At 39.1% G+C, this 24715-nt stretch carries 18 protein-coding genes and 1 pseudogene; 10 read left to right on the top strand and 9 right to left on the bottom strand.

The features are described from left to right. The 5 genes and pseudogenes from AMD27_RS05050 to AMD27_RS18410 form a co-directional block, all read right to left on the bottom strand. On the bottom strand, positions 1–711 hold the full coding sequence (locus tag AMD27_RS05050) for a hypothetical protein (RefSeq protein WP_067657186.1): 711 nt from the start codon (positions 709–711) through the stop codon (positions 1–3). Between the two features lie 142 nt (positions 712–853). Continuing rightward, positions 854–2008 carry a hypothetical protein gene (locus AMD27_RS05055; RefSeq protein ID WP_067657189.1) on the bottom strand — a complete coding sequence of 385 codons (1155 nt, stop codon included), beginning with the start codon at positions 2006–2008 and terminating at the stop codon, positions 854–856. Continuing rightward, on the bottom strand, positions 2005–3507 hold the full coding sequence (locus AMD27_RS05060; protein ID WP_067657192.1) for a hypothetical protein: 1503 nt from the start codon (positions 3505–3507) through the stop codon (positions 2005–2007). Before AMD27_RS05060 ends, AMD27_RS05055 begins: the two co-directional genes overlap by 4 nt. A gap of 8 nt (positions 3508–3515) precedes the next feature. Beyond that, positions 3516–6356: a type VI secretion system Vgr family protein gene (locus tag AMD27_RS05065; RefSeq protein WP_067657195.1), complete on the bottom strand. Its 2841-nt coding sequence runs from the start codon at positions 6354–6356 to the stop codon at positions 3516–3518. A gap of 132 nt (positions 6357–6488) precedes the next feature. Continuing rightward, a pseudogene (locus tag AMD27_RS18410) lies at positions 6489–6653 on the bottom strand (type III restriction endonuclease subunit R); the annotation flags it as partial. 240 nt (positions 6654–6893) lie between these two features. Here AMD27_RS18410 and AMD27_RS05070 point away from each other — a divergent pair. Next, the gene (locus tag AMD27_RS05070) at positions 6894–9389 is read left to right on the top strand and encodes a DNA internalization-related competence protein ComEC/Rec2 (RefSeq protein ID WP_081405924.1); all 2496 of its coding nucleotides are present in this window, start codon (positions 6894–6896) and stop codon (positions 9387–9389) included. On the opposite strand, the gene AMD27_RS05075 is transcribed toward AMD27_RS05070, so the two are convergent. Beyond that, positions 9378–10343: a lysophospholipid acyltransferase family protein gene (locus tag AMD27_RS05075; RefSeq protein ID WP_067657198.1), complete on the bottom strand. Its 966-nt coding sequence runs from the start codon at positions 10341–10343 to the stop codon at positions 9378–9380. The two genes, AMD27_RS05070 and AMD27_RS05075, sit on opposite strands and share 12 nt — an antisense overlap. 135 nt (positions 10344–10478) lie before the next feature. On the opposite strand from AMD27_RS05075, the gene sppA reads away from it, so the two are divergent. After that, positions 10479–11495 (top strand): signal peptide peptidase SppA, encoded by a 1017-nt coding sequence (gene sppA / locus AMD27_RS05080; protein ID WP_067657201.1) that lies wholly within the window; start codon positions 10479–10481, stop codon positions 11493–11495. After that, positions 11492–12295: an alpha/beta fold hydrolase gene (locus tag AMD27_RS05085; RefSeq protein WP_067657204.1), complete on the top strand. Its 804-nt coding sequence runs from the start codon at positions 11492–11494 to the stop codon at positions 12293–12295. Before sppA ends, AMD27_RS05085 begins: the two co-directional genes overlap by 4 nt. Before the next feature lie 103 nt (positions 12296–12398). Here the strand turns inward: AMD27_RS05085 and purN are convergent, their stop codons facing one another. Further along, positions 12399–13031: a phosphoribosylglycinamide formyltransferase gene (gene purN, locus AMD27_RS05090; RefSeq protein ID WP_067657208.1), complete on the bottom strand. Its 633-nt coding sequence runs from the start codon at positions 13029–13031 to the stop codon at positions 12399–12401. Between the two features lie 9 nt (positions 13032–13040). Further along, positions 13041–14111: a phosphoribosylformylglycinamidine cyclo-ligase gene (gene purM / locus AMD27_RS05095; protein WP_067657211.1), complete on the bottom strand. Its 1071-nt coding sequence runs from the start codon at positions 14109–14111 to the stop codon at positions 13041–13043. Positions 14112–14245: 134 nt separating this feature from the next. Here purM and cxpE point away from each other — a divergent pair, with 134 nt between their 5' ends. The 7 genes from cxpE to AMD27_RS05130 all read left to right on the top strand — a co-directional run bounded on the left by cxpE (position 14246) and on the right by AMD27_RS05130 (position 24031). Continuing rightward, a complete protein-coding gene (gene cxpE / locus AMD27_RS05100; protein ID WP_067657214.1) occupies positions 14246–15466 on the top strand; it encodes a chloramphenicol efflux transporter CxpE in 1221 nt (406 codons plus the stop codon). A gap of 15 nt (positions 15467–15481) precedes the next feature. Beyond that, on the top strand, positions 15482–16189 hold the full coding sequence (hda, locus tag AMD27_RS05105; protein ID WP_067657217.1) for a DnaA regulatory inactivator Hda: 708 nt from the start codon (positions 15482–15484) through the stop codon (positions 16187–16189). 384 nt (positions 16190–16573) lie between these two features. Then, a complete protein-coding gene (rbtA, locus tag AMD27_RS05110) occupies positions 16574–18370 on the top strand; it encodes a rhombotarget A (RefSeq protein ID WP_067657220.1) in 1797 nt (598 codons plus the stop codon). A gap of 10 nt (positions 18371–18380) precedes the next feature. Then, positions 18381–20792: a CSLREA domain-containing protein gene (locus tag AMD27_RS05115; RefSeq protein ID WP_067657223.1), complete on the top strand. Its 2412-nt coding sequence runs from the start codon at positions 18381–18383 to the stop codon at positions 20790–20792. A gap of 326 nt (positions 20793–21118) precedes the next feature. Continuing rightward, the gene (locus AMD27_RS05120; RefSeq protein WP_067657225.1) at positions 21119–21901 is read left to right on the top strand and encodes a tellurium resistance protein; all 783 of its coding nucleotides are present in this window, start codon (positions 21119–21121) and stop codon (positions 21899–21901) included. An 8-nt stretch (positions 21902–21909) separates the two neighbouring features. Then, positions 21910–23040 (top strand): toxic anion resistance protein, encoded by a 1131-nt coding sequence (locus tag AMD27_RS05125; protein ID WP_067657228.1) that lies wholly within the window; start codon positions 21910–21912, stop codon positions 23038–23040. Between the two features lie 73 nt (positions 23041–23113). Further along, positions 23114–24031 carry a hypothetical protein gene (locus AMD27_RS05130; protein ID WP_067657231.1) on the top strand — a complete coding sequence of 306 codons (918 nt, stop codon included), beginning with the start codon at positions 23114–23116 and terminating at the stop codon, positions 24029–24031. Between the two features lie 69 nt (positions 24032–24100). Here AMD27_RS05130 and AMD27_RS05135 read toward each other — a convergent pair whose 3' ends face one another. Beyond that, positions 24101–24709 (bottom strand): DsbA family protein, encoded by a 609-nt coding sequence (locus AMD27_RS05135; RefSeq protein WP_067657234.1) that lies wholly within the window; start codon positions 24707–24709, stop codon positions 24101–24103. Positions 24710–24715 lie beyond the last annotated feature (6 nt).

Here is a 24715-nt window from a genome sequence, read left to right on the forward strand (position 1 = left end):
TTATATTGATGAATAAGCATCTAATGGTAGGTTTGTGCAACAAAGCCTTTCACCAGTCTTTAATCTTAGTAATGAATACAATGTTGCAGGAGTTTTCCTATCCAGAGAATTCCATTGGTTTCCATCATAATGAGCAATTAGACCTGATTCACCAATTCGGCCCACGCAAAAAAACTCACCAGAATGTCTCCCACAAATATCAATAACCGAAATATCTTGTTCTTCTTTTGTTGATTCAATATTAGAAAAATCAATTGTACTGTGAAGACCAGTGATTAATCCATTATTGAATGATATCCATTTATTAGAATTATATCTAAATATTTGGCTATCATATCCAGTTGCAAAAATTTCGTTATTAATTGATTTTATTTTAAATAAGTAACCTTTTCCTAAGCTCCAATCCTCATTTAAACCTGAACCTTCAATAAAAGATAATTTTCCATCTACACCATCAAATTCTTCTAAATGACCTTCATTACTCATCGAATAAATTTTTTTATTTTCTTCATTATTATAGCAAACTGAAACGACATCAAACTCTAAGTCATGGTAGTACCATCCATTTTTTAAACCTTCGTTATAATTAAATAAAATACATCTTGAATATTCAGAATCATCATCCAAATTATCTAAAGAAGCGCTTAGATAAACAATATTATCAGAAATCAGGCATGCGCTTTTAAATGTTACTGGAGATATTTCAGACATGCCTTATTTACCATAAACCTATTACCAAAAAATTATTGGTAGTGCATGAATACGACGTGATAAAAATAATAAGTTATTGATATTAAAATATATAAATGAATTGTTACACGTTGGTTTTTAGCACTACCAAATTATTAATAAATTAATCTTCACCATCAAACTGCCAATAAACATCGCCCCAATCACTCTTCAGATGTGGGAAGATGTCACCTTGTTTAAAGTATTGCCTTGAATTTTCTTGAGCCACAGTAAACCAGTAACCTTGCTGTGGGCATATTTCATTTGACTTAACGCTATTGATTTTATTGAGTTCAATATTGGATGGATTATCAATTATGCTCCAATTTGAACCATCAAGTCTTAGTATAAATTTTAAGGTAAGAACCCATAAAATCTTACCTTTAACTTCAACTTTATGAAAGCCTTGGTCATCTATGTCTGCTCTTATTTTAACTTTGGAATAAACACCATCTTTTAGGGTATATAAGTACTTTTGAGAGGCAATATATAAACTATCATTATAGAAAGCAGCGCTATTGAATCCATATTCAATGCCTTTTGAGGTTAATCTGTTAAATCCATCTTTGATATTTCCAATAATTAAACTTCCATGATCACCACATATTATAATATCTTTATTAAACAGAGATATTGATAGTAAAGCAGCTGGTGTAAACTTTGGCATAACTGACCATGTTACACCATTATAATGTGCTACTAATCCTTCATCAAAACTTTGACCAACAATGTATAAATCATTTTCAGAGAATCCATTTATGTCATATATTTCAACATTTAGAGCATCAGGAAAATCAGGAAGTGTTGAAAATAATTCATCAGCCTCTTCTGGCTTTTGTTTTTCTATTTCTATATTTATCGAAGCCCACTTATTTGATCCAATTTTTTTATATATTTGGCCAGACCCACCACATGCATATAAATCTTTACCAATTAATTTTATTGAATTTAAATACCCTAAACCATCACTCCAATCAGCATTTAAACCAGAATTTGGAATGAAATCATGTAAACCATCAACTCCATCAAATTTTTCAACCTCACCATCTTCGCCTAAAGAATACACAAATTTTTCTTCAAATGTTGTCACATCATCAAGGCAGACTTGTACAACTGTGAAATCTAAATCATGGTAATACCATTTTATATCAATGTGATCATACATAAACATTCGTGTAAAACCGTATTCTGATACTGCATCAAGAGTCGAAGCCATATAATACATATCTTCAGAAATTGCACAGCCTGTTTTATATGTCACACTTGAATGTTTACTCATAACTTTTTACCTTTAGAGTCTGTATTTGGTGGTTTATAATCTTTACCAACATTTGACATATCAATTTCTTTTTTCCCTGTAGGGTCTGCTCTTACTAGAAAATCAGGGCCCATTCCTTTGCTTAAATGATATGTTCTTAATTGTTGCATAATATTCATCTTATGGCATTTTAAAACAAAGCTCACTGCTGCAGAGCCTAAGAGCTCTAGCTCTATCAATGTAGAGGTAAATTGTGGTTTATGATTTAAACCAATTACTCTTTCTCTTGGATCATAATAATTATGTATTCTTTTATGTTCACTTGGAGAGCCCGTTTTTGATGCACATATCGCTAATCCTTCCGCCTCAGTAATAGTATTTGGAATAGGTTTTCTATCATTTTTCCTTTTACCAAGTCTAAAAGCTCTATCAGGTACAACATGATGACCTGCTTTACCTAATGGATTGCATACATTCCAACCATAAGGAGTAAGCTTACATGGATCATGATCTTTCTTATCTTTGGGCGGTTTGTCTTTTTCGGGTGTCTTTTCTTTTTGGTTATGAGTCGTTGACGTAGACTTTCCAGATTGAACATTTACATCATATCTACCAGTAGGAATATTTGAGCCATTCGCACCAGCCATACCCAATTGAGGCTGAGGTAGTAATTCCTGAAATTTTCTCTGAATATCATTGCAGATATCGCTAACGTATTTCTTTATCGCATTCTTTACGTTGGTAATCTCAGTTTTGAATTTTTCCAAAGCCGATTTCAAACTACCGCGAACTTTATTGATGAAACGATTAATAGCTCCGACTAACTGGTCAATACATTTATTTAAGGCATTTAGTGCAGTTTGACCCATTTTTTGCCATGGTTTAGATCTGAGCCATGCTTCTGGGGCATTGTTCCAAGGGCTTTTTATTTTTAGCTTTTTGAAGGCACTCTCGAAGCCTTCCATCAGTTTAAAAATTTTTAATTTATTTACTTCCTTTGATCTTACGGCTTTGACAATTGTTTTAACTGCAGAACCAATTTCAGGAATAACTCCAAATGCAGTGAGAGCGAGAGCTTCATACTTGTCCGGTGTTTTCCCATTTTCTTTTGACAAATTTATTAGGTTAGCTATCAAGTCTCTAACATCACAAACTTGATCAACCACAGGAATCATACTGATTAAGCCACTTACAATGATTTGTGACATCGTAGGATTTTTATTGAAATCACCCTTTAACATTCCCCATATCCAGCTACTTTTATCAATTACAGCTACAACCATATTGTGTTGAGATACACTCTTATCAATCGCAGCCTGACCTTGGTAAAAGAATATTTTTTCCCACCAAGGCATGTTTGGGTCAGGCTTACTAGTATTGTACTCTCTGTATGTAAGATAGTTGGCAGGACTATCTTGAATATGCTGTGCTAGTTTTTCTGCGCCATACCAAAATTGCTGTTGGACATCATTAGATCTGCTAGCAATTTTGTTCCAAAAGGCTTGATTTTCTGTTGACATTTTATTCTCTAATTTTCATTTTTTTTGGATGTTTCTAATTCTTTTTGGTGAAACCAATCATCAATTTCATGAGGAGGAAAATCATCTACAGACTGATCTTCTCCATATTGAATTTTGGCTCTACCAGCTGGAACCGCTTTAACAACAGCTTTACCTTTATCGTCCAATTTACCTTTTCTTCGACTTCCATCTGAAAGCAAAACTTCAAAATCAGCGCCTTTTACAGGTGAGCCATCACTATGTAAATATTCTAGAACTAAATCGTCTTTTTTGATTTCAGTAATAGGTAAATGTGGTAAAACATAATTTGTTTTACATCCACCTACAAACTTATGCTGGCCCGCCTTACTTTCAAACTTCCCACCCGTGGTAGGAAAAATACCAGATCCATTGATCTTTAATTGGGAGCCATCAGCAGTCAAAATAATTTCTTTAGGGCTGGTAATATAAACCGTATCTTCCGTCGAAATGATCTGAATCCCTTTTTGAGCAATTAAATCAGCACCATCGCTTTGAGCCTGTATTTCAATCTTACCTTTACCAGCAAACAGCCTTGCACCTTCCTGCGCTGCAAATAAACTGATTTTACTTTGCGCATGAGCAACGAAACTCTTTTGTGTACTCAAATTAATGCTATCACCAGCACTATGGCTGATATGACCATCTGCGGATAGATGTACATCTTCATTGGTTGTAAGTGCAATCGAATGCGATGATGCTAAAACCATAATCGCTTGTTTAAAAGCTTTTGCTTTGGTTTTACTGGTTTGCTCAATCTGCTCAATGAATTGCTTCAGGTTATCCAGTACTTCTAAAGGGTCAGTCTGTTGGTTCTTCGCCACTTCACTGAGTGCTTTTGAATTATTTAAACTGGATTCAAGTTGCGATTTGGTTTCAGGTGCATCTAAATGGTTACCTGATGCATTGTCTTGTTTATAAGTCGAAAGCAGTAACCCTTGTTTCGCTCTGAGTGCGCCCCATTGATCAGTACGCAACTCAAAACCTTCACCACGACCATCACTGCTGTCTGTTTCTTTAGGATGGCTAAGGTTACCTAGATTCAGCTGAGTTGTAGCATGACTACTTTGCAGTTGGGTTGAGATTTGTCCAGTTGTATCATCAAAACGAAGTTGCCCAAAACCTTCGCCTTGGACTTCTTTTGAGCGAATCCCTGACAGCTTCTTGGTATCAGGCAGTTGTCCTTTTTTATCAAACTTCGTTGGACTACGATGCGCTTCATGAATCCGACCAACGACGTATGGTCGGTCAATATTTCCATCAAAGAAGTCAATCACGACAATCTCACCTATACGTGGCAAGAATCGTGCGCCATAACCTTCACCAGCCCAAGGGGTGAGTACATCTACCCAAGCTGAGTCGGTATCGTTGTTATTAGAACCTGCACCACCATCATGGCTGTGGTCTTCATTGCGTGTGAAGAGAAATCGAACTTTAATGCGTCCCCATTCATCCACATGGATTTCTTCTCCATCAACCCCAACCACTTTGGCACGTTGAGGGTGAGTCATCGGGCGGTCTTGCAATGGGTTATATGACGGTAAAATATCAATACTGCGACGCTGTAAAACCAGTTGATTGGCTTGTCGTTCGTCCGTGTTATTCGTGGTGATGTGATTTAACTGCCAATGACTGTGTTGAAGCAATGCTGTGACTTGATCCGTCAAATCTTTAGGTAAATTGTTCTGGTTATAAAATATTTTTGAGGTGATTAAGAATTCTTTATCTGAACCAGAATGTTGATCAATTTCTGGATGTTCAATAAGTTCAAACCAATAACCCACATGCGCATCACGTACCGTTGACGTCGCTTTAAAGTGTTTGGCTTGAGAATTAAAATAAAGACTTAAGTTTTCATTCAGCTTTTCAATTTGGTTTTTACTAGATTTAGTTGCACCATCTTCACCTTTAAGGTCTTGTATCCATGCAGGGCTGACATGAAAGGCTTGTTCTAGGCCTAAACTCGCAACATCTTGGTTATTTGAATGCTGATGTTTAGTGACTACTGATCCTGCACCTTCATCTTGCTCTAAAACATCTGCTTGCCATCTTTGTACATGTACAGCAGTCGGTTGTATAGAACGTAAAGCTGTAAAAGCCGTAACGCTGTCTTGTCGTTCTGTAGCACTGCTACGATGAAAACGAATGCTTCTACGGTCTAATGCTTGGTATTGGGCATTGTTATCAATCAAGCGTAGCTTTTGCGCTTGTATTTGTTCAGAAGAACTTGAAACAAATTTATTCGCTTCATCAATCAGGGTAGTTATGCCTTCGGAAGCTAACAGACGTTTTATAAACTCGTAGTCAGTTTCATTACTTTGCATAATGAAAGGACGCACATCATAAGTCTTGCTTAATCCACTTTTGTCTAAAGTTAGGCTAGAGGCAAGCAATGGGCTTTTGGATACCCATTCTTTAAATAATATTTCCACAACTTCAATGGAAGTCTTACTCATGAAGACACGGCTGTTGCGGCGGTGCTTAAACAGAGTAGTTGGGTCTTCTACAGTTAATCTGTAAATAGTAAGTGAGCCATCGCTTGCACCTACATCAGCTTTGGTCACGATGCCTGTGGTACGTGTCAGTTGTGATTTATCTGTGACGATATCAACGGCAACTTGCGAGCCAATGAAATTTTTTAAAGAAATGGTGGCATCGGTTGCAAGGCAAATCAGTTGTAAATGAACACCATCATTCAGCTGATGTGTACCATCAATGCGCTGTAAATAGACTTTATCATTTAGCGCTGAATTTGAAAATTGGACATGGATCGCACGTTTTTGTGCGGTCAATCCAAATTGCTCAAGGGCATCATAAATATTTATAGCCATATTATTCTTTGTAGTGATTATTCAATCTGTATTTAATTATATCAAACACGGTTTTAAGTCACTATGGATAATTGTATACATGCGACACCCTGTGACTTTCTTTAGATTTTAAAATTGGATTGATCCATGCAATTAAGCTACATTTTGGTTAAACATTTCAATAACCCCAAATATGTTGTCCGCATCTCCATCATTAAACACGCCATCAATTCCTTCATAGTGGATCTGATTAAATGGTGGTTCATATAACTGCGCAGCAGCTAACACATCATTTTGAGTGAGGTGATCAATTAACATCATTTCAGTCTGATTTCATTGCAGCAATTCAAAAAGTTCTATCAGAGCTTTAAGTGAATATAGCGGATTGCAGTTGTTACAATCAGCTTTTTAAGCTATTTTATATACTTATAAAACAACTACATTCCTATAAACCTCTGATAAGAATAATTAAAGTCTATAATTTTGATGTTTTATATGTTTTTCACTAAATAAAATGGGCTTTAATTGTTTTGATAAGAATAAAAAAATAAGAACGTTATGAATGCATATGTCCTTCTTATGGGATGGATCATTGGAATCAGTACACTGGGTAAAGTGATTCCAACCACACTTCTTAATATTGCGCCGTGGATTGAGGCATTTACACTTATTTTTCTAGTTTTTACCTTATTGAGTCATTTTAGATTTAACATCAAATTCACTCAAAACCTCTTTTTCAGATTTTTTCGTTTAACGCTGTTGGGCTTAAGCACGTTTTATATGGGGCAATATTTTGCACAAAATGCTCTAGATCAACGCTTAGCGCAAAGAATTATGGCGCGAGCAGATGTGTCTGCGGTAGTTTACATAGACCGTTTAGATGAAAGTAATTCATCAGATGCAAATTCGCTGACCAAGCAAAGAGCGACCATTATTAAGGCAGGTGCTGTGCCTTATGATGTCATACTTTATTTAAAACCTGAGATGCAGTCTGAATTTCTCAAATTGGGTCACTATTACCAGCTCACAGGTGTGATTAAACCTGCGCATAGTTATGCGGTAAAAAGTGTATTTGATCAAGAAAAGTGGCTATTACAACACAATATTATGGGCACTGTCCAAGTGCAGTCACTGCAAGTCGTGTCTGCGTTTGAAGTTCAGGAACTGGGATTGCAGTCCTTTATTCAACAACAATCTGGTTGGACTGCACGTTTAAAACTGTATGCTGAAAAAAAACGTTTGGGCTTTAGACAGTACATTGAACGTCAACCGCTAAAGCATAAAGGCTTACTCTTGGCACTATTGACTGGAGATGAAAGTCTACTTTCAGATACGATCAAAGAACAATTTAAAATATTGGGCATATCGCATTTGCTTGCCATTTCAGGACCGCATGTTTTAATTTTTGCACTACTTTTCTGTTTTGTGTTGAATATACTCGTTACAAAATTGATTCCTCATGTTTTTCTAAAAATTCCACGACCTTATTTTTTGGTTATGCCATTTCTACTTTGTGTTATGTCTTATACCGCTTTTGTGGGTTTTGAAATCCCAGCAATGCGTACATGCTTAACAGTGCTGATCATCAGTGCTGTAATTCTGCTGAAGCAGAAAGTTCATGCTTTAAAGCTCTTACTTTTGAGTGCAAGTTTATTGCTCTGGCTAGATCCGTTTAGCATTCTGTCCGCGGCATTTTGGCTGTCTTATGGGGCGTGTTTTATTTTGATTCGGGTATATCAAACGATTCAAACCCAGAACCCTACCCAAACTCAGAAAACAGCGCAAATCTCAGATCCAGATTCGGATCAATCTGGCATTGTCACTTGGAAATCGAAAACTATTGTGTTTTTGAAAGTACTGTTTGATTCACAGTGGAAAATTTTTATCGCGCTCTTTCCTTTAGTCGCATTGATTTTTCAACAAGTTTCATGGATCTCACCACTGGTCAATCTCATCGCCATTCCTTTGATTGGTGTAGTCATTGTACCCTTGGAAGTGCTGGGTGCATGTTTGAGTGTATTCACTGACCCGCTGGGGCTAATTTTCTTTCATTCGGCAGACGCTGTGCTTAGTTTCTTGCTCGGCTGTCTAGGATTCTTGCAGACTGTATTTAATCCTCAATTATCTTGGCTTGCACTGAGTCCAATGATGATTGCTTTGATCGCCATTGCAATCGTTATTGTCTTTTTACCTCGTGGTGTTTTCCCAAAGAGTTGGGCTGTTATCTGTATTGTCGCGGTGATTTTGGGTTTGCAAAAACAACCTGAGTTTCGCTTCACGGTTTTGGATGTGGGGCAGGGTCAAGCCATATTCATGCAATTGCCCAGTCAAAATATCATGATTGATGTCGGTGGATATTATGATGAAACCAAGTTTAGTGTGGGGCGACAAATTATTTTGCCGTATTTATTTGGGCAGGGCATATCACGGTTAGATCGCATTTATTTGACCCATTTGGATCAAGATCATGCAGGCGCATTTGAGGCTGTGCAGCAGGACATTGCCATTCAACAGGTATATTCCAATGAGCAAGATCAAAAATTTAACAGCACACCTTTTGAGTATTGTTATGCAGGGCAAACATGGCAAGAGGATGGCATTAAAATTGAGGTTTTATCACCACAGAAAGATGATCTGAATTTTGTCGAAGGTCAACAAAATGAACGGTCTTGTGTGCTGTATATTCAAGTGCCTAAAGCCAAGGATTATCAGAATTTTCTGATTATGGGCGATGCTGGCTGGGAAACAGAGTTTCAATTGCTACAGCGTTATCCAGACTTAAAAGTCGATGTGCTTATATTGGGGCATCATGGCAGTCAACACAGCTCATCGTTTGGCTTTTTAAAGCGCTTACAGCCTAAACTTGCGATTGCATCAGCAGGCTATGAAAACCGCTATCATCATCCACATCCGATTGTCATTGAGCGTTTAAAAGCACTTTCGATTCCGCTTGAAACGACTATTGATCAGGGCAGTATTTTATTCGAAATGGGTCAGGACCGTGAAATGAGGCACAGAGTTTTTCGTGAAACTCGGCAGTGGTTAAGGCGCTGAAGCAGACGTGGCTAAGTGAAGCGAGTTTTCACGTACCATTTGAATTTTATCCAAAGCTAGGTCTTTGGGAATATCATAAATATCATGTAAATCTGGATGGGCTCTAAAGCGCTTATAACTCCAGTGCGCATGCTGTGGATAGCGCTGAATTAAATCTTCAATGGCACGGTGAATGACCAAAGTTCCCTCTGTAGCTGTGCCGTTATAAATAGTATCATCTACAGCTTTAATATGGATGTTAAAGTCTTCTGTTTCATTGCGAATTGCATAGATCAAAAGTGCTTTGGCTTTGGTTTTTTGGATCAATTTTGCGCTCAGATTACTTGACGCCAAAGGCAGTCCAAAATAATCAATTAGTTCGCTTGTGTGTTTGGGGGTGTGATCGGGTAAAATAACCGTCGTTCCACCCATTTTTAACGCTTTAAAAATCTGACGTATACCGGACTCATCTGTAGGCACTAAAGTGGCTTGTTCGCGGCTACGCGCTTGACGGACAAACTGATCTGCCTCAGGATTTTTAATTGGCTTATACATAATGGTCATTTTGGTGTACTGGGAAAACCATGCATTCATGATTTCCCACGTACCAAAATGCGGTGCAAGCAGAATAATCCCTTTATTCTCATTCATTGCTTGATGGAAATGTTCCGCGCCAAACACGTGTTTTACACGACCAATATTTTGCTCATTTGAGCTGCCCCAAATACTAAAAAACTCCATATAGGATTGAAGTTCGTTACGCACAGCAGCCTGAACGATCGCGTGTTTTTGGGTTTGATTTAAATGCGGTAAACAAATGTCCACATTCAAGCTCATATTTTGAGAAGTTTTAGTTATTTTTAACGTATTAATGACGACCGCAAGCGCACGCGCAAAGAAGCGAGAAAAGCGAATCGGGCGTCGACTAAAGAAATTTAGAAGTTTAGTTGTTGTTGAGTTTTGATTTTCAGGCATCTTCAGTCAAAATCTTTAGTCAGTTCAAAGTAAGTGCTCATGTTAAAATATTATATGTTAAATCGTTTAGATTAGACAGTTTCATGCATTTCCCTGTATATAATGACCCCTTAAAAATTAATTTGGATGGTATGTATGTCCGATTGGCCACCTCAACCACAAAATGAAAACACCAATCAAAATCAAAAGCCTTCTGGTCAAGAATGGCAGATTTTAGAAAAAGCGGTACTCGCTTCAGTTGATGAGCAACGCCGTGCCCGTCGCTGGGGTATCTTTTTTAAATTTTTAACCTTCGGCTATTTATTATTTATCATCATCATGATGTATAAAGGCTGTCAAAGCACTGCTGTAGATACAAGTTCAACGTCAGGTTCGCATTTGGCAATGGTTGATATTGTAGGGACCATTGCTGCAGATGAGCAAAGTGTGAATAGTGCTGACACCATCAAGTCTTTGAAAAAAGCTTTTGAAAATAAACAAAGTAAGGCTGTGGTACTCAACATTAACTCACCCGGCGGTTCACCGGTGCAGTCAGATGAAATTTGGCAAGAAATTCAATATTTAAAAAAAGCCCACACCGATAAAAAGCTCTATGCGGTGATTGGCGATACAGGTGCATCAGGGGCCTATTATATCGCCTCGGCGGCCGATGAAATCATTGTCAATCCATCAAGCCTTGTGGGCTCAATTGGAGTGATTATGCCGAACTATGGCGTCAATGGTTTGATGCAAAAACTCGGGGTTGAAGATCGCACCATGACCTCAGGCGATAACAAAGCCTTACTGTCTATGACGCAACCGGTTGATGCGGCGCAACAAGCGCATGTACAAGGTGTGCTTGATAATGTGCATCAGCACTTTATTGATGCGGTGAAAAAGGGACGTGGTAATAAGCTTAAATCTCAAGATCCTGCCATTTTCTCTGGGCTGTTTTGGACTGGTGATCAAGCTGTGAAGCTTGGCATTGCTGACCGCGCAGGTAGTTTAAACACCTTAAAACGTGAATTGAAAATTGATAAAACAGTGAACTATACCATTCAGCACAGTCCATTTGATTCGGTTTTGAGTCGTATGGGGAGCAGTATTGGTCAAGGTTTTGCAACAGCCATTTCACAACAGGTTCAGACTGAACAAACGACGAAATTACAATGAAACCACTGATTCACTTTGCACATGCCAACGGCGTTCCATCACGTGTTTACGATCAACTCTTTCAAGCCTTAAGTGATGATTACGATATCATTTATGTGCCAGTACTGGGACAAGATAAGCGCTATCCGATAGACAATCATTGGGAGAGTTTGTCGAAGCAAGTGATTGATCATATCGTGAAAAAAGCCCAAGGTCGTAAAGTGATTGGAATTGGGCATTCATTGGGTGGGGTGCTGACTTTTAAAGCAGCACTCAAGCGTCCTGAACTTTTTGATCAAGTGATTATGCTTGACCCACCTTTGATTATGGGCAAGTCATCATTCTTGCTTCATGTCGCGAAGACCTTAAAGCTGAAAGCTGTTGATACTATGTCACCTGCTGCATTGTCTTTACGCCGTCGTGATCATTGGTCAAGTCGTGAAGAAGCTGCTGAGCTGCTTAGACCCAAAGGCTTTTACAAAGATTTTGATGATGCTTGTTTTCAGGATTATATACAGCACGCATTGATTGAAGATCGTCTGCGCGGTGGTGTAGAACTGACCATTCCGAAAATGGATGAAGTCAATGTATTTAGAACCAATCCGTCACTGTGGTGGTTAGCGCAAAATAAACCGCAAGTGCCCATGCATTTGGTCGTTGCTAAAAAAGGACCTTTTTTAGCACGCAAATTTCCACAGCAAGTGCAAAAGAAATTTGGAATTCCATTTACCGTGATGCCAGGTGGACACATGTTCCCGCTAGAACACCCAGCCGACCTTGCCGTCTTTTTAAAATCACTGATTCAACGTAATATGCAGTAGCATCATTTGATTTGATTTGATTTGATTTGATTTGATTTGAAGCAAAGTTCAGCACATAAAAAACGCATCTTAAGATGCGTTTTTTATTGAATCAAATTCGGTTTTAGAGCTGACAAAACTGTACAGGCTGAGTCATGGCTTTGTGTTGGTAAAGTACCGTACCATCATCAAGATGTTTGATTTTACCGCTACAAATCCATTCCACCACTTGAGGATAAATCATATGCTCAAGTTGATGAACGCGTTGGGCGAGGCTGCGTACATCGTCACAGTGCTTCACATTCAATACACCTTGCGCCAATGCTTGACCTGCGTCGAGCTCTGCCGTGACATAGTGAACGGTACACCCATGATAGACATCACCGGTATTTAATACGCGTTGATGGGTATGCATGCCTTTATAGTGCGGTAATAGCGATGGATGAATGTTAAGTATTTTCCCATGCCATGCCGATACAAACTTCGCACTTAAAATCCGCATAAAGCCTGCAAGAACCACCAAGTCTATATTCCAATCGAGTAGCTGTTGATTCATTACATCATCAAAAGCTTCACGGTTTGGATATTGCTTATGTTCAATAACCCTAGTCTGAATGTCAGATTTTTTTGCCCGTTCTAAGGCATAGGCGTCAGGTTTGTTGGAAATCACACCGACAATATGCCCTGAAAGATTGGCATCGATCAGGGCTTGTAGATTACTTCCACTACCTGAAACAAGGATAGCAATATTTGTCATATCAATGGCTTATGCGAAAGTAACGCGAATTTTTTCGTCAGCGCCAGCAACAGAGTCAGCATTGTCCACAATATGACCCATATTCCATGCTTTTTCGCCAAGACCCGTGAGTAATTCAACAGTCTTATCTGCGTCTTGTGCATCAACCACAATCACCATGCCGACGCCACAGTTAAATGTACGATACATTTCAAACTGTTCAACCCCACCTTCTTTTTGAAGAAGTTGGAATAATGCAGGCCATTCCCAAGATGATTCATTTACAACCGCTTGCGCACCATTTGGGAGTACGCGAGGTAAATTACCCGGTAAACCGCCACCGGTAATATGCGCCATCGCATGTACATCAACATGTTTGAGGAGTTCTAGAATCGGTTTAACGTAAATACGTGTCGGTTCCATTGCAACGTCTGCAAGTGAACGCCCATCGATGATTTGATTCAAATCAACGTTTTTTACATCGATAATTTTACGAAGTAAAGAGTAACCGTTTGAGTGTGCACCACTTGAGCCCACTCCAATCAGTACGTCACCTGATTTTACTTTGCTTCCATCAATAATTTTGCTTTGTTCAACTACGCCTACACAGAAACCTGCAAGATCATAGTCTTCGCCTTCATACATGCCAGGCATTTCAGCGGTTTCACCACCGACCAATGCACAACCCGCAAGCTCACAACCCGCACCAATGCCTGTGACTACATTTGCCGCCACATCAACGTTTAAGTGACCTGTTGCATAGTAATCAAGGAAGAATAAAGGTTCAGCACCACATACCAGAAGGTCGTTTACACACATTGCCACCAAGTCCTGACCAATGGTGTCATGACGGTTTAAATTCAATGCTAAACGTAATTTTGTTCCAACACCGTCTGTGCCTGAAACCAGAACAGGTTCTTCATAACCTTTAGGGATTTTACAAAGTGCGCCAAAGCCGCCTAATCCGCCCATCACTTCGGGACGTGCAGTGCGCTTTGCGACAGATTTGATACGATCGACGAGTAAGTCGCCCGCTTCAATATCGACACCAGCGTCTTTATAGCTTAAACCAGGGGTAGGAGTAGAAGTTGAGTTGCTCATAATGAAGTCTCCGCATTCGCGCGGCGATTATACCTGAATATACGAAACTCTTATGTTATTTATGGGCTAAAATGCTATCTTTATCAAAATATTTTTATTTCAATAACGAATCACTTAGAAAAAGGCGAGATTGCATGCAAGATCGTATATTAAAACGAATTTTTATCCTGGCTGGGATTGCATTAATTATTTGGGTTTTATATCTATTAAAACCTGTAGTTATTCCTTTTGTTGGCGCATTTTTGATTGCATATTTGTTTAGTCCTTTGGTGGAGAAACTGCATCAATTCGGGTTGCCAAGATGGTTGTCGATCAGCTTAGTTTTTATCGGTATTGGCGTCGTTGTCACTTTAGCCATTTGGTATTTGGTGCCTTTAATTTGGCAGCAATTAATGTATGCCAAATCTAGCATTCCTGCAGGGGTGCATTGGGTCAATTATACCTTGTTGCCGTGGATGTCGACCAGCTTCAATCTCATGCCAATGGAGATTGATACTGAGCAAATTTCTGCTGCGGTTATGGATTATATTCAAACCAATTATAGTGCAGACAGTATTCAAGCCATGGTCACTAAACTGGCACAATCAGGTTTGAATTTCCTACAAATTGGTGGCACTGTGGTCTTGATACCGATCATTGCTTTTTATTTTCTACTCGATTGGACACGCATGTTAGATGCCTTACGCCGTCTTATTCCGCGTCCTTATGAAAAAAGTACCTTACAAATTGTCGGTGAATGCCACAGTGTTTTAGGGGCATTCGTCAAAGGTCAGTTTTTGGTGATGTTTTTATTGGGCGTAGTCTATGCTGTAGGTCTACAAATTATTGGCTTAGAAGTCGGTCTCATCATCGGGATGATAGCAGGTCTTGCCAGTATCATTCCTTATTTGGGATTTGGTGTTGGGATTATCGCTGCGGTCATTGCGACATTCTTTCAATTTGGTTTGGACTGGATGCAGTTGGCACTGGTGCTTGGTGTGTTCATGGTAGGTCAAGCCATTGAGGGCTATGTATTACAGCCGTTCTTATTGGGTGATAAAATTGGACTTTCGCCAGTGGCAGTGGTATTTGCTGTTCTTGCTGGTGCTCAGTTGGCAGGTTTCCTCGGAATGCTCATTGCTTTACCTGTTGCGGCAGTGATAGTGGTTCTACTTCGACATGTCAAAGAGTGCTACGAAAAGAGCCATTTATATGCACCTCAAGTGATGACTGTAGAGCAGGCAGGTGCGGGTACGGTAAGCATTCAAACTAACGAACTTGATATCGATGTAGAAATTAAAGATCGAACTATAAATAATCAGCAAGAAACTGAAAAATCAAGTAAGATTGATTTTGAAAATAATCAAGACATCTAAGGTAATACAGCGTCTATGCGTCAATTGCAATTGGATATAGAACCTCAACTCGATGCCCGAATCAGTGATTTCTCAGGGCCGGGTTGGGGACCTGTTATTGATGCAGTTCGACAGCTCCATGCAGGTTTAGTCAATCGGTTTTATCTGTATGGTGGGGCAGGCACAGGGAAAAGTCATCTATTAACAGCTATTTGCGACTCATTCTTGGAGGTGGGGAAATCTGCCATCAAAGTGTCATTACTTGAACTGCTCGATGCACCTATAGACGCAATTACGTCCTTAGAGCGTTATGATCTGGTTGCCTTGGATGATATTGAGGCAATCAGTGGCGTACCGCATTGGCAAAAAGCTGTTTTTCATCTGATCAATAAAAACAATGAAGATGGCGGGCAACTGGTGTTTTCATCCCGATTTGCCCCAATTGAATTAAAGCTTGAATTACCCGATTTGCAATCACGTCTGACTCAAGCAGTGAGTGTAAAAGTTCCGAGTGGTCAATCCTACGCAGACCGCTATGCACTGTTAAATTCTGTAATTGAACGTCGCGGTGTACATTTTGATCCGCAAATTATAGAATATCTGCTACTGCATGGCCCAACACAGACCAGTATCTTATTACAGTCTCTGGATCAGTTAGAGAAGTTACTCCAAGGTGAGAAAGTAAAACTCTCTAATGCAATTTTAAAACAGATCTATGCACTGATTGATCAATACCATCATTAAAGCACTGTTGAAAATCAATCTGTATTGATAGTCCAAATCCTCAACCGAGTTCTTTATACGCCTCTCATCAGGCTAGGTTTTTAATTTTGTGTGAGAATAAAAATGTCCATGCAAAATGTCTGTGTATTCAAAAAAGAATTGAAAAAAAAGTGTCATCTCCAAGAAGTCTCATGATAAAGAAGTCTCAAGATAAGAAAAGCTTATAAAGCTTAAACTCTAAAACACATTTTGTAATGAATTAAAATGGTCAATTGAACATATATTCAGTTACCAAAAGATATTGTGTTAATTTTTCAACTGTGACAAAGTGTGCAAAATGGACGAATAGCGCAACGAAGTTATTGTTCGCTATAAGAAAAATAAATATAAAACAAGGAGATTGGAATGCTCAAACATGGCATAGGCTTATTCATATTTTGTGTAAGTAGTCAGGTGTTTAGTGCAGATATAGTGGTCACCACTACCGATGATATTGTTAAGGCTGATAATGCCTGTTCACTCCGTGAAGCAATTGAATATGTCAACAAAGGTATGCCTGAAGTGGGTTATAACGGTTGCGGTGGAAAAGACGCATCTGAAAATATTATCCTGAGTAATGCCGAATATAAACTCAATAGCCAAATTAACATTTCTAGAACGCTGAATTTAAGAGCGCGATATGATTCAAGCCCCACTGAAAATATGTTGGGTCGAAAAAATGCAGTCATTAAAATGGCGGGGCAAGATCGTATTTTTAACATTGATCGAAGTTTAGTTGCCCATCCCCCCGAAGAAAAAGACAATTTGATTCAAGTTTCACTCTTTGAAATCACCTTAAATGGCTGTGATGCAGCCGTTTGTAAAGACCAAGGGGGCTTAATTTATAACAAAGAAATTTTAAGCATCGAATTGGGGCAGCTATTAAATGGCAAGGCGCGTGAAGGCGGTGCAATTTATAATGCAGGTCGCTATGAAAAAGATAAAATTCTAAGTAGCGTCAGTATTCAAAAATCCTTGCTACAAGGTAATAAGGCACAGCAAGGCGGAGTGGTTTATAGCGAAATTCCGCAGTATACGATTGCGCAATCTGTCATTCGAGACAACGAAGCCAGCAGTTCCAATGCTGCCTTGTTCTATGCCCGTGATGGTTTTGATGAAGAGACCAGTAAAAGCTTAGGCACATTTTTTGGACGTGGAATTTCCAACAGCACCATCTTTAATAATAGTGGTTATATCGTCCGTGTGATGGATGGCATGACCATTAATAACATCACTATGATTTTGAATAAAATGGGTCTGATTTTAGATGCACCGTTTAAACAAGGTATTATTGCCAATAGCATTTTGGCGAAAAATGGTCTCGAGGACTGTAAAGTTATTAATGGTGGATCGGCTGAGAAAATCAGCAATAATCTCTATTCAGCAGGCTGTGAAGGGAGTCAATCTCAAGTGTTGGGCAATACCAATTTGATTGCATCAATTGCAGTTGAAGGTGAGTGTGATATCGCATCAGATGGTATTTTGTGTCCGTTTAAGCAAGCTGAAGGCGTTTTACTGGGGTATTTTAGACCGCGATTACTCGCCACAGACCGTACGATTGCAGATTCACCCATAGTGAATAAAGGTCCTATTTTGAACAGTGGATTGTTGTCTTGTAGTGGTGTAGACCAGCGTGGCACTGTACGTTCAGCCAATCCTGAGTTATGTGACCGCGGTGCAATCGAGCTTAAAGTAGATCGACAGTCTACCAATAATATTGGGGCTGATATTTTTTATGGTCAGACTGGGAAAATGAGTATTGCAGACCAGTTAGCGGATGGTGAGCTTATTTCACCAAGCCAGTGCCAAGTTCTTTTTGGTAACGCACCCAATAATCAAACATGGCAAGCGGGTTGTATGAAGATTGTGCAGACCAATACCCCAAGCAAAGGCAATACACAAATCAATCAAGAGGGCGAGGTCACTTATGTGCCAAATGGTAATTGGCATGGTTCAGATGAATTCAAAATACTGGTGGTGACCACTACGACGCGCTTTAACGACTCTTCAAATCCCTATATTGAAATTCCTACTAAAGTGGTTCAAAGCCCAGAAAACAACTTCCAGGATTACAAAGTTAAAACTTCAGGTGGTAGCTATGGCTTTGGTGGATTGATGATTCTATTGGGATTAATAGTATTACGTCGGTTAAAAAAACAATAAGGCGAATCAAATGAAAAATTATAAAAAAGGACTGTTGACCCTTGCCGTACTGACGGCAATGTCACTCATGGCAGCAGAAGACAGTACGATTTATGTGACCACATTTGCAGATGAAGATGGTGAAAATGCTAGTCAGTGCTCTTTGCGTGAAGCGGTGACTGCAGCATCGACTCATAAAGCCTATGGTGGCTGCCCTAGAGGTCAACAGTACAATACCGTGACCAATGTCATTCAGTTAGACGCAGGCGAATATAAACTCAATAAAGAGTTACAGCCTAATGCTGACCTTCTGATTTTAGGTAAAGAACCTGTCGATTTTAGTCAGCCGAACGCAATTACCAATGAATATCCAGCGGCAACACCGATCAAAACCAGCATAAGTGGGCAAAATAAAAGCCGTATTTTCAATACCACTCAGCTGAATAGACCGTCTTTATCCTTACAAAATTTGGTTTTAAAAGATGCTGCGAGTAATGCAGCGGGAGGAGCATTATTTGTAGGCGGTGGCACCAATTTGGCCAATGTTTCCATTTTAAATTCATCAGCGCAGGCGGGTGGTGCAATTTACTTAAATGACGCCAATAGCTCCATCACTGTACGTGGCGGGGAGATCCGAGGCAATAAAGCACCACTGGGCAGTATTTTAGCAATGTCCTGTATGGATAATTTGGAATACACCACCCGTAAAATTGATTTAAGTGCGACTACATTTATTGAAAATGGCTCAAATGATAGCCAAAGTGGCTTTGCATTTTGTGGTCAACCGACCGTCAATATCAACTCCACCACTATGACAGGAAATATCGCCAATACAGCTTCAGGGAGTATAATTCGATTCAGTTCAACCGCAGTCAATGGTTCGGGCGGTATAAGTACAGCATCGAGTTTAAAATTACTCAGTAATACCATTGTTCGAAATACAGCGCAGTCAATTTTAGCCTACAACAGGATCGCAGAAAAAAATCTAAATTTTAATATTATTGGGTTTAACCAAGCCAAAGCCTGTCGATATACAGATGGGGATCTGAGTGCACTTGAGTTTTCCAATATATTTTTAGCGTCTAACGCACTGAACCAGATCAGTGAAGCTGAGAAGTGTGAGCTACCTGCAAAAGTTGAAGCGGGTATAAAAAGTAATACTTTTGAGCTAAATGGTCGAAGTTTTGATAGTCTACTCAGCACCCTTCAAGCCCCACAAGCGCATACCGGTTTCTTAGCGCTTTATTTTCCTAAAGACACTGGGACAGATCAAGATTTGGTCGACGTCGGTACTTTAAATTGTGACAACTTAGATCAGCGCGGTATAACACGGCTTCAAAGCTCAAATGCAGATAATCCATCGAGTAGGCAAAATAGCTGTGATATCGGTTCAACTGAAATTATGAAACTCTCGGTTGCAAATTTAGGCCAGACCAATGTTTCAGTGGTGGATCTACTGAAGAAGTATCAAGCAGAATCTGATCTGTTTAAGTCTCTCATTGAAGATAAAACCACCAAACCTGAATTTTTAAGCTTTTATAAAATACAGTATGAGAAATTTCAGAATCTGATCACTCAAACGGAAGCTGCTCAGCAATATCGGACCATTTTCATTGATCCATTTTTAAATAATCTGCCTGATGAACAGGTTGATGCAACAGGAGGACGTCAGATTCGACACCTGACAGTAGATAATTATAACGTCAGTGTCGAGTCTCAAGGTGTGGGTAAGCTGGATAGTGCAGGTCAATTTATTGGCGTATACGATCAGAATCTCAAGTGTGTCTGGAATCCTGCCTTAAAACAAATATTAATGTATCGTACAGATGATCGACTGACCCCATCTGGTGATAAAGAGTTCTGTAAATATACCTTAACCTCGAAAAACTCATCCCCTATAAAAAGCTCGAGTGCCTATATTTCTGCGCAGTTTATTAATATTGCCCCTGTGGTTCCAGCTGAAACTAACTTTGTGATTCAGCATGGTGGTGCGCAAAAAATTAGCGTTGACTTGCTTAAAGATGCCCATGATAAAGGCGACGGCTTAGTTTCAAAACTTGTCTCTAAACCGAATAAACCGGCATTTTACCAAAATGCACAAGGACAGAATCAGGCGATTCGATTTGTGAAAGTGCCCGATGCTGTTTCTATTAGCGCTGAACGCTCTGAGCCTTGTCCAGGACTTGACCGTAAAGAAACCTGCTATGGCGGAAACATCACGGTTCAGCTGAATAACACCCTAGATGTCTTTAGTCATAAATTAGAATACCAAGTCTATGATGCCGATGAAACCATATCCAATGTGGGTTTAATCAATTTGAAAAATACTGCAACTGCACCTGACAGTGTTCGTGTCAGTGGCGGTGGAGGTTCAATGGGTTGGTGGAGTCTATTCGGTTTGGCAGGGCTTGCATTGATGCGTAGACGTTTGCAAAAAAGTTAAAATGAAGATCACTTGATGCGATTGAATCTTTGATTTAACCTATTCAAATAGCATCCTTATCAAAGCGTTAAAGTGGTTAACCTTATCCAATGAAGAAAACCAGTGAATTCATGCACTGGTTTTCTTTTTATTAAATGAAGAGCATCATTGACGAGCATGATATTAATCAGATGTTAAGAATGTTCTTTCAGAATATTGTTCTTTTAAAAGGCCATTGAGGATTTTATACAGATATCAGCGTTATATCGGCTGATGTATTTGCAATTTGCTACACTAGGACGCATATAAATAATTAATATAAATACACGCATTTAAAATTTATCTTTATGAAACAATTTATTGAGCTTGTCCCTTTAGATCAGATCGCTGTGAGTCCAGAAGAGCTGTTGGCGATTAAGCGTCATAATCTAGTCCCTTTACTAGACGATCAAGCACGACTAAATCATTATGCGGACCAACTGATCCAAGCACAGTCTGTCCTGTTAAAGGGGGTAGATCCACAACTGACCCAACAGCTCAGCCAAGTGATTTCCAATGTTATTCAGCAATTGAATAACTCCAAAAAATCTTTAAAAAAGCGCAAATTTAATGCTTTGCAAAAATGGCTTGGACTTGATTTAGAGTTTAATGCAGGGCAAATCAAATATTTAAAAGACTTAGATCGATTAATCGGCGAAGCAGATACTTTGAATCAAAGGCTACACATCGAGATTCAAAAATCACAATCACGGTTTCAGCAAGCACAAGGCTATAGAGAGCAAATGGCCAAGTATATTGTTGCGGCCCAACAGTTTTTGCATGAATATCCAAGCTTTGTGAAAAATAGACATCCCTTGGATAATTTTGCAGATCGCTTATCTAAAAAAATTAATACCTTACAAACGCTACAGTCCAGTAATGATATTGCGTTGGCCCAAATGCAGTTAACGCAACAATTGTCCTTAAGCTTGATGGATCGTTTTAAGGAAGCGCAGCAGGTTTTGATTCCTGCGTGGCAGTATCATTTAAAGCAAAGCAACGAAAAGCAATCTCTTGCTTCTGTGCAAGAATTAGATCAAAGTCGTGAAAAACTCATTCAATCTTTAAAGAACTCATTAGATAGAAAATAAGGTGTGCTATGTCAGATTCAATCCAAAATTTACCGGTGGTGTCTTCGACGGAATTACAACAACAAGACTTTGAACGTTTGAATTTAAAAGAAATCGGTTTGCAACCTGAAGATTTCAATGAAGTTTTAAATGCACGTAAAGAATTGGCCGAAATTAACCATGCCAGTGTGGCTGAGTATGGTAAGAATATTGCAACTAAAACCTCGACTTATACAGATGAACTGCTTAATTTAGTCAAAAATAAAGACCTTGATGTTACAGGTCAAAAACTGAATGAAGTCGTTAGCGTTGCGCAACAACTCAATACTTCGAGCATTTTAAATAAACCGAAAAGCACTGGTTTTTTGGGTGGAATCATCGGTAAATTTAAGGGTGCTAAACAAAGTTTTGATCAGAATTTTAATACCACCAAGGAGCAAATTGATACCTTGGTCAAAGAAATTGAAAGCTCACAAAATGGTTTAAAAGCACGTGTAGGTACACTGGATAAAATGTTTGATGGGGTTCAAGACGAATATAAACAGTTGGGCATTTATATTGCGGCAGGGCATCTAAAACAGCAAGAAATTCAGCAAGAAATTGCGACTTTATCGGCACAAGAACAAGATCAGCAAACCAATCAGCGTGTGTATGATTTAAACCATTTGGCCAATAATCTCGAAAAACGCGTCAGTGATTTGCAACTCTTACAGCAATCTGCAATGCAAACTTTACCCATGATTCGCATTATTCAATCCAATAATTTAATGTTAGTCGATAAATTTTATGCGATCAAAAACATTACTTTACCCGCATGGAAAAACCAGATCAGTTTGGCGATTTCTTTGCATGAACAGAAGAATAGTGTGCAATTGGCTAATACCATCGATAATGCGACCAATGAGCTGTTAAAACGCAATGCCGACTTGTTGCATCAGAACTCTGTGGACACGGCCAAAGCCAATCAGCGTTCAGTGATTGATATTGAAACCCTTGAACATGTGCAAAATACCCTCATTAAAACAGTGAACGATGTGATTCAGATTCAAAAAGAGGGCATGCAAAAACGTGAAGAAGCATCGACACGTATCCGTGCTTTACAGAGTAATTTGAAGCAATTGGTTTTAGATTCGAGTAGCAATGCACCACATCAATCTTAACCCATTAATATTAAAAAATTATCTTAACCTAATCATCTTAAATTATTGTTTGAGTCATCGAGAGGATAGACTATTGACCGCAGCGAAAGAGCATCCGGTTCAAGCTGAAGACATTTCGAAGGGCTTAGCGGTGTTAAAGCGACGCCAAACCAAGCTGAGTTTAATGAGCATCGGTAGTGTTCTGGTATTTGCAGCAAGTTGTATTGCCGTATTTGCTCAGCAGGATTTTGTGTTTAGCTTTTTCGGTTTAACGCAAGCGGTAGAGCAGTTGCATTTGCCGTATACGGTTGATGCCATGGTCACCCAATATCAAAATCAGCCTGATTATTTGTTTAATTTATTGGCTTGGTTTGGCTGGTTAATCTTAAAAGTCGTGCTGTCTTTGATCGGGGCATTTATGGCGATTGCGATCTTGAAAAAGATGCGTTTCTTTTATGTCCGCTTTCAATCCTTTATATTAAAGTTTGTGGCTTGGTTGATTGCTGTAATCGTCCTTTGGTCAGGCTTAACCTATTTACAGTACGATTTAAGAGATGATGACCACGAAGAGCAGTATCACTTGGTTCATTATGAGCAGCATATTGGTCAGAGTCAGATTGCGCAGTTATTAGATGAAACCGAGGCCAATTCAACCGTAAAAGCCTATGTGCTGGCACAAACTGCGCTATTACATGAGCCTATAGATAAAGATGCTGCGACCTCTTATGTGGCGCAGTTGATTCAAGCAGAACGTACTGAGAAAAACTTTATCGAATACGGTTTTAAGCCTGAACAGCTTTGGGTGATGCAGCAGCAGTTGTATGGTCAAGCTATGACGCCGATTGCGAAAAGCGTGGTACCGAAAGTGCAACAAGCTGAGCAAGTCTCAAACATTGTACGAATTGTCTTATTAGCAATTGCGGTGCTGAGTATGATTATCAGTATTGTACTGTATTTATTGTCCAGTCGAATTCGTGGTCGTACGCAAAGAATCGAGCAAAATATTCATTAAACTTTCTTTGAATCTAAATAAAAGCCCGCTGACTGAATCCTCGGGCTTTTTTATTGCATTAGACTTAATTTAACCTATTTCTTTAAGCGGTTTTCTCAGCTCTTGAACGATAAAGGTATGGTCTGTAATGCGACCATCCACAATAAAATACGGAATTGGATGCGAACCCAATTCATGCACATATTGAGTCAATTCTTTTTGATGATCAGCAATATCTCTGTGTTGAATCGAACGCATGACGTGTGCGCCATCTAAACCAATCCCTTCAATAATACTTTTCAAAATCTCTGGATTTGAAATGTCTTGACCATGTGCAAACAGGGCATGAAACAAGGCTTGAGTCAGCGCCAATTGGTCAAAATTATGATCGAGTGCCAAAATCGCTTGGTGTGCCAATTGACTATTGGGCATGCGCTTCATATGTTCGATATCAATCACAACATCTTCGCTATACGCAGCAAATTTAGCCATTTCCAGTTTGCGTTTCGCAGTAACAAAGCCATATTTTTCAGTCAAATATTGTAAAACATTTAAACCCTGTTCCGGAATTTCAGGCACGGCTTGAATCGGAATCAGCTCTACTTTATACGCCGTATGCTCATTCCAATTTTTCTTTAGTTTTTGAAAAGCCACATAGCTCATGGGATAAACGATATCAAAGACAAATTCTATTTTCATTTTGAA

It is taken from the genome of Acinetobacter sp. TGL-Y2 (assembly GCF_001612555.1).
Taxonomy (GTDB): domain Bacteria; phylum Pseudomonadota; class Gammaproteobacteria; order Pseudomonadales; family Moraxellaceae; genus Acinetobacter.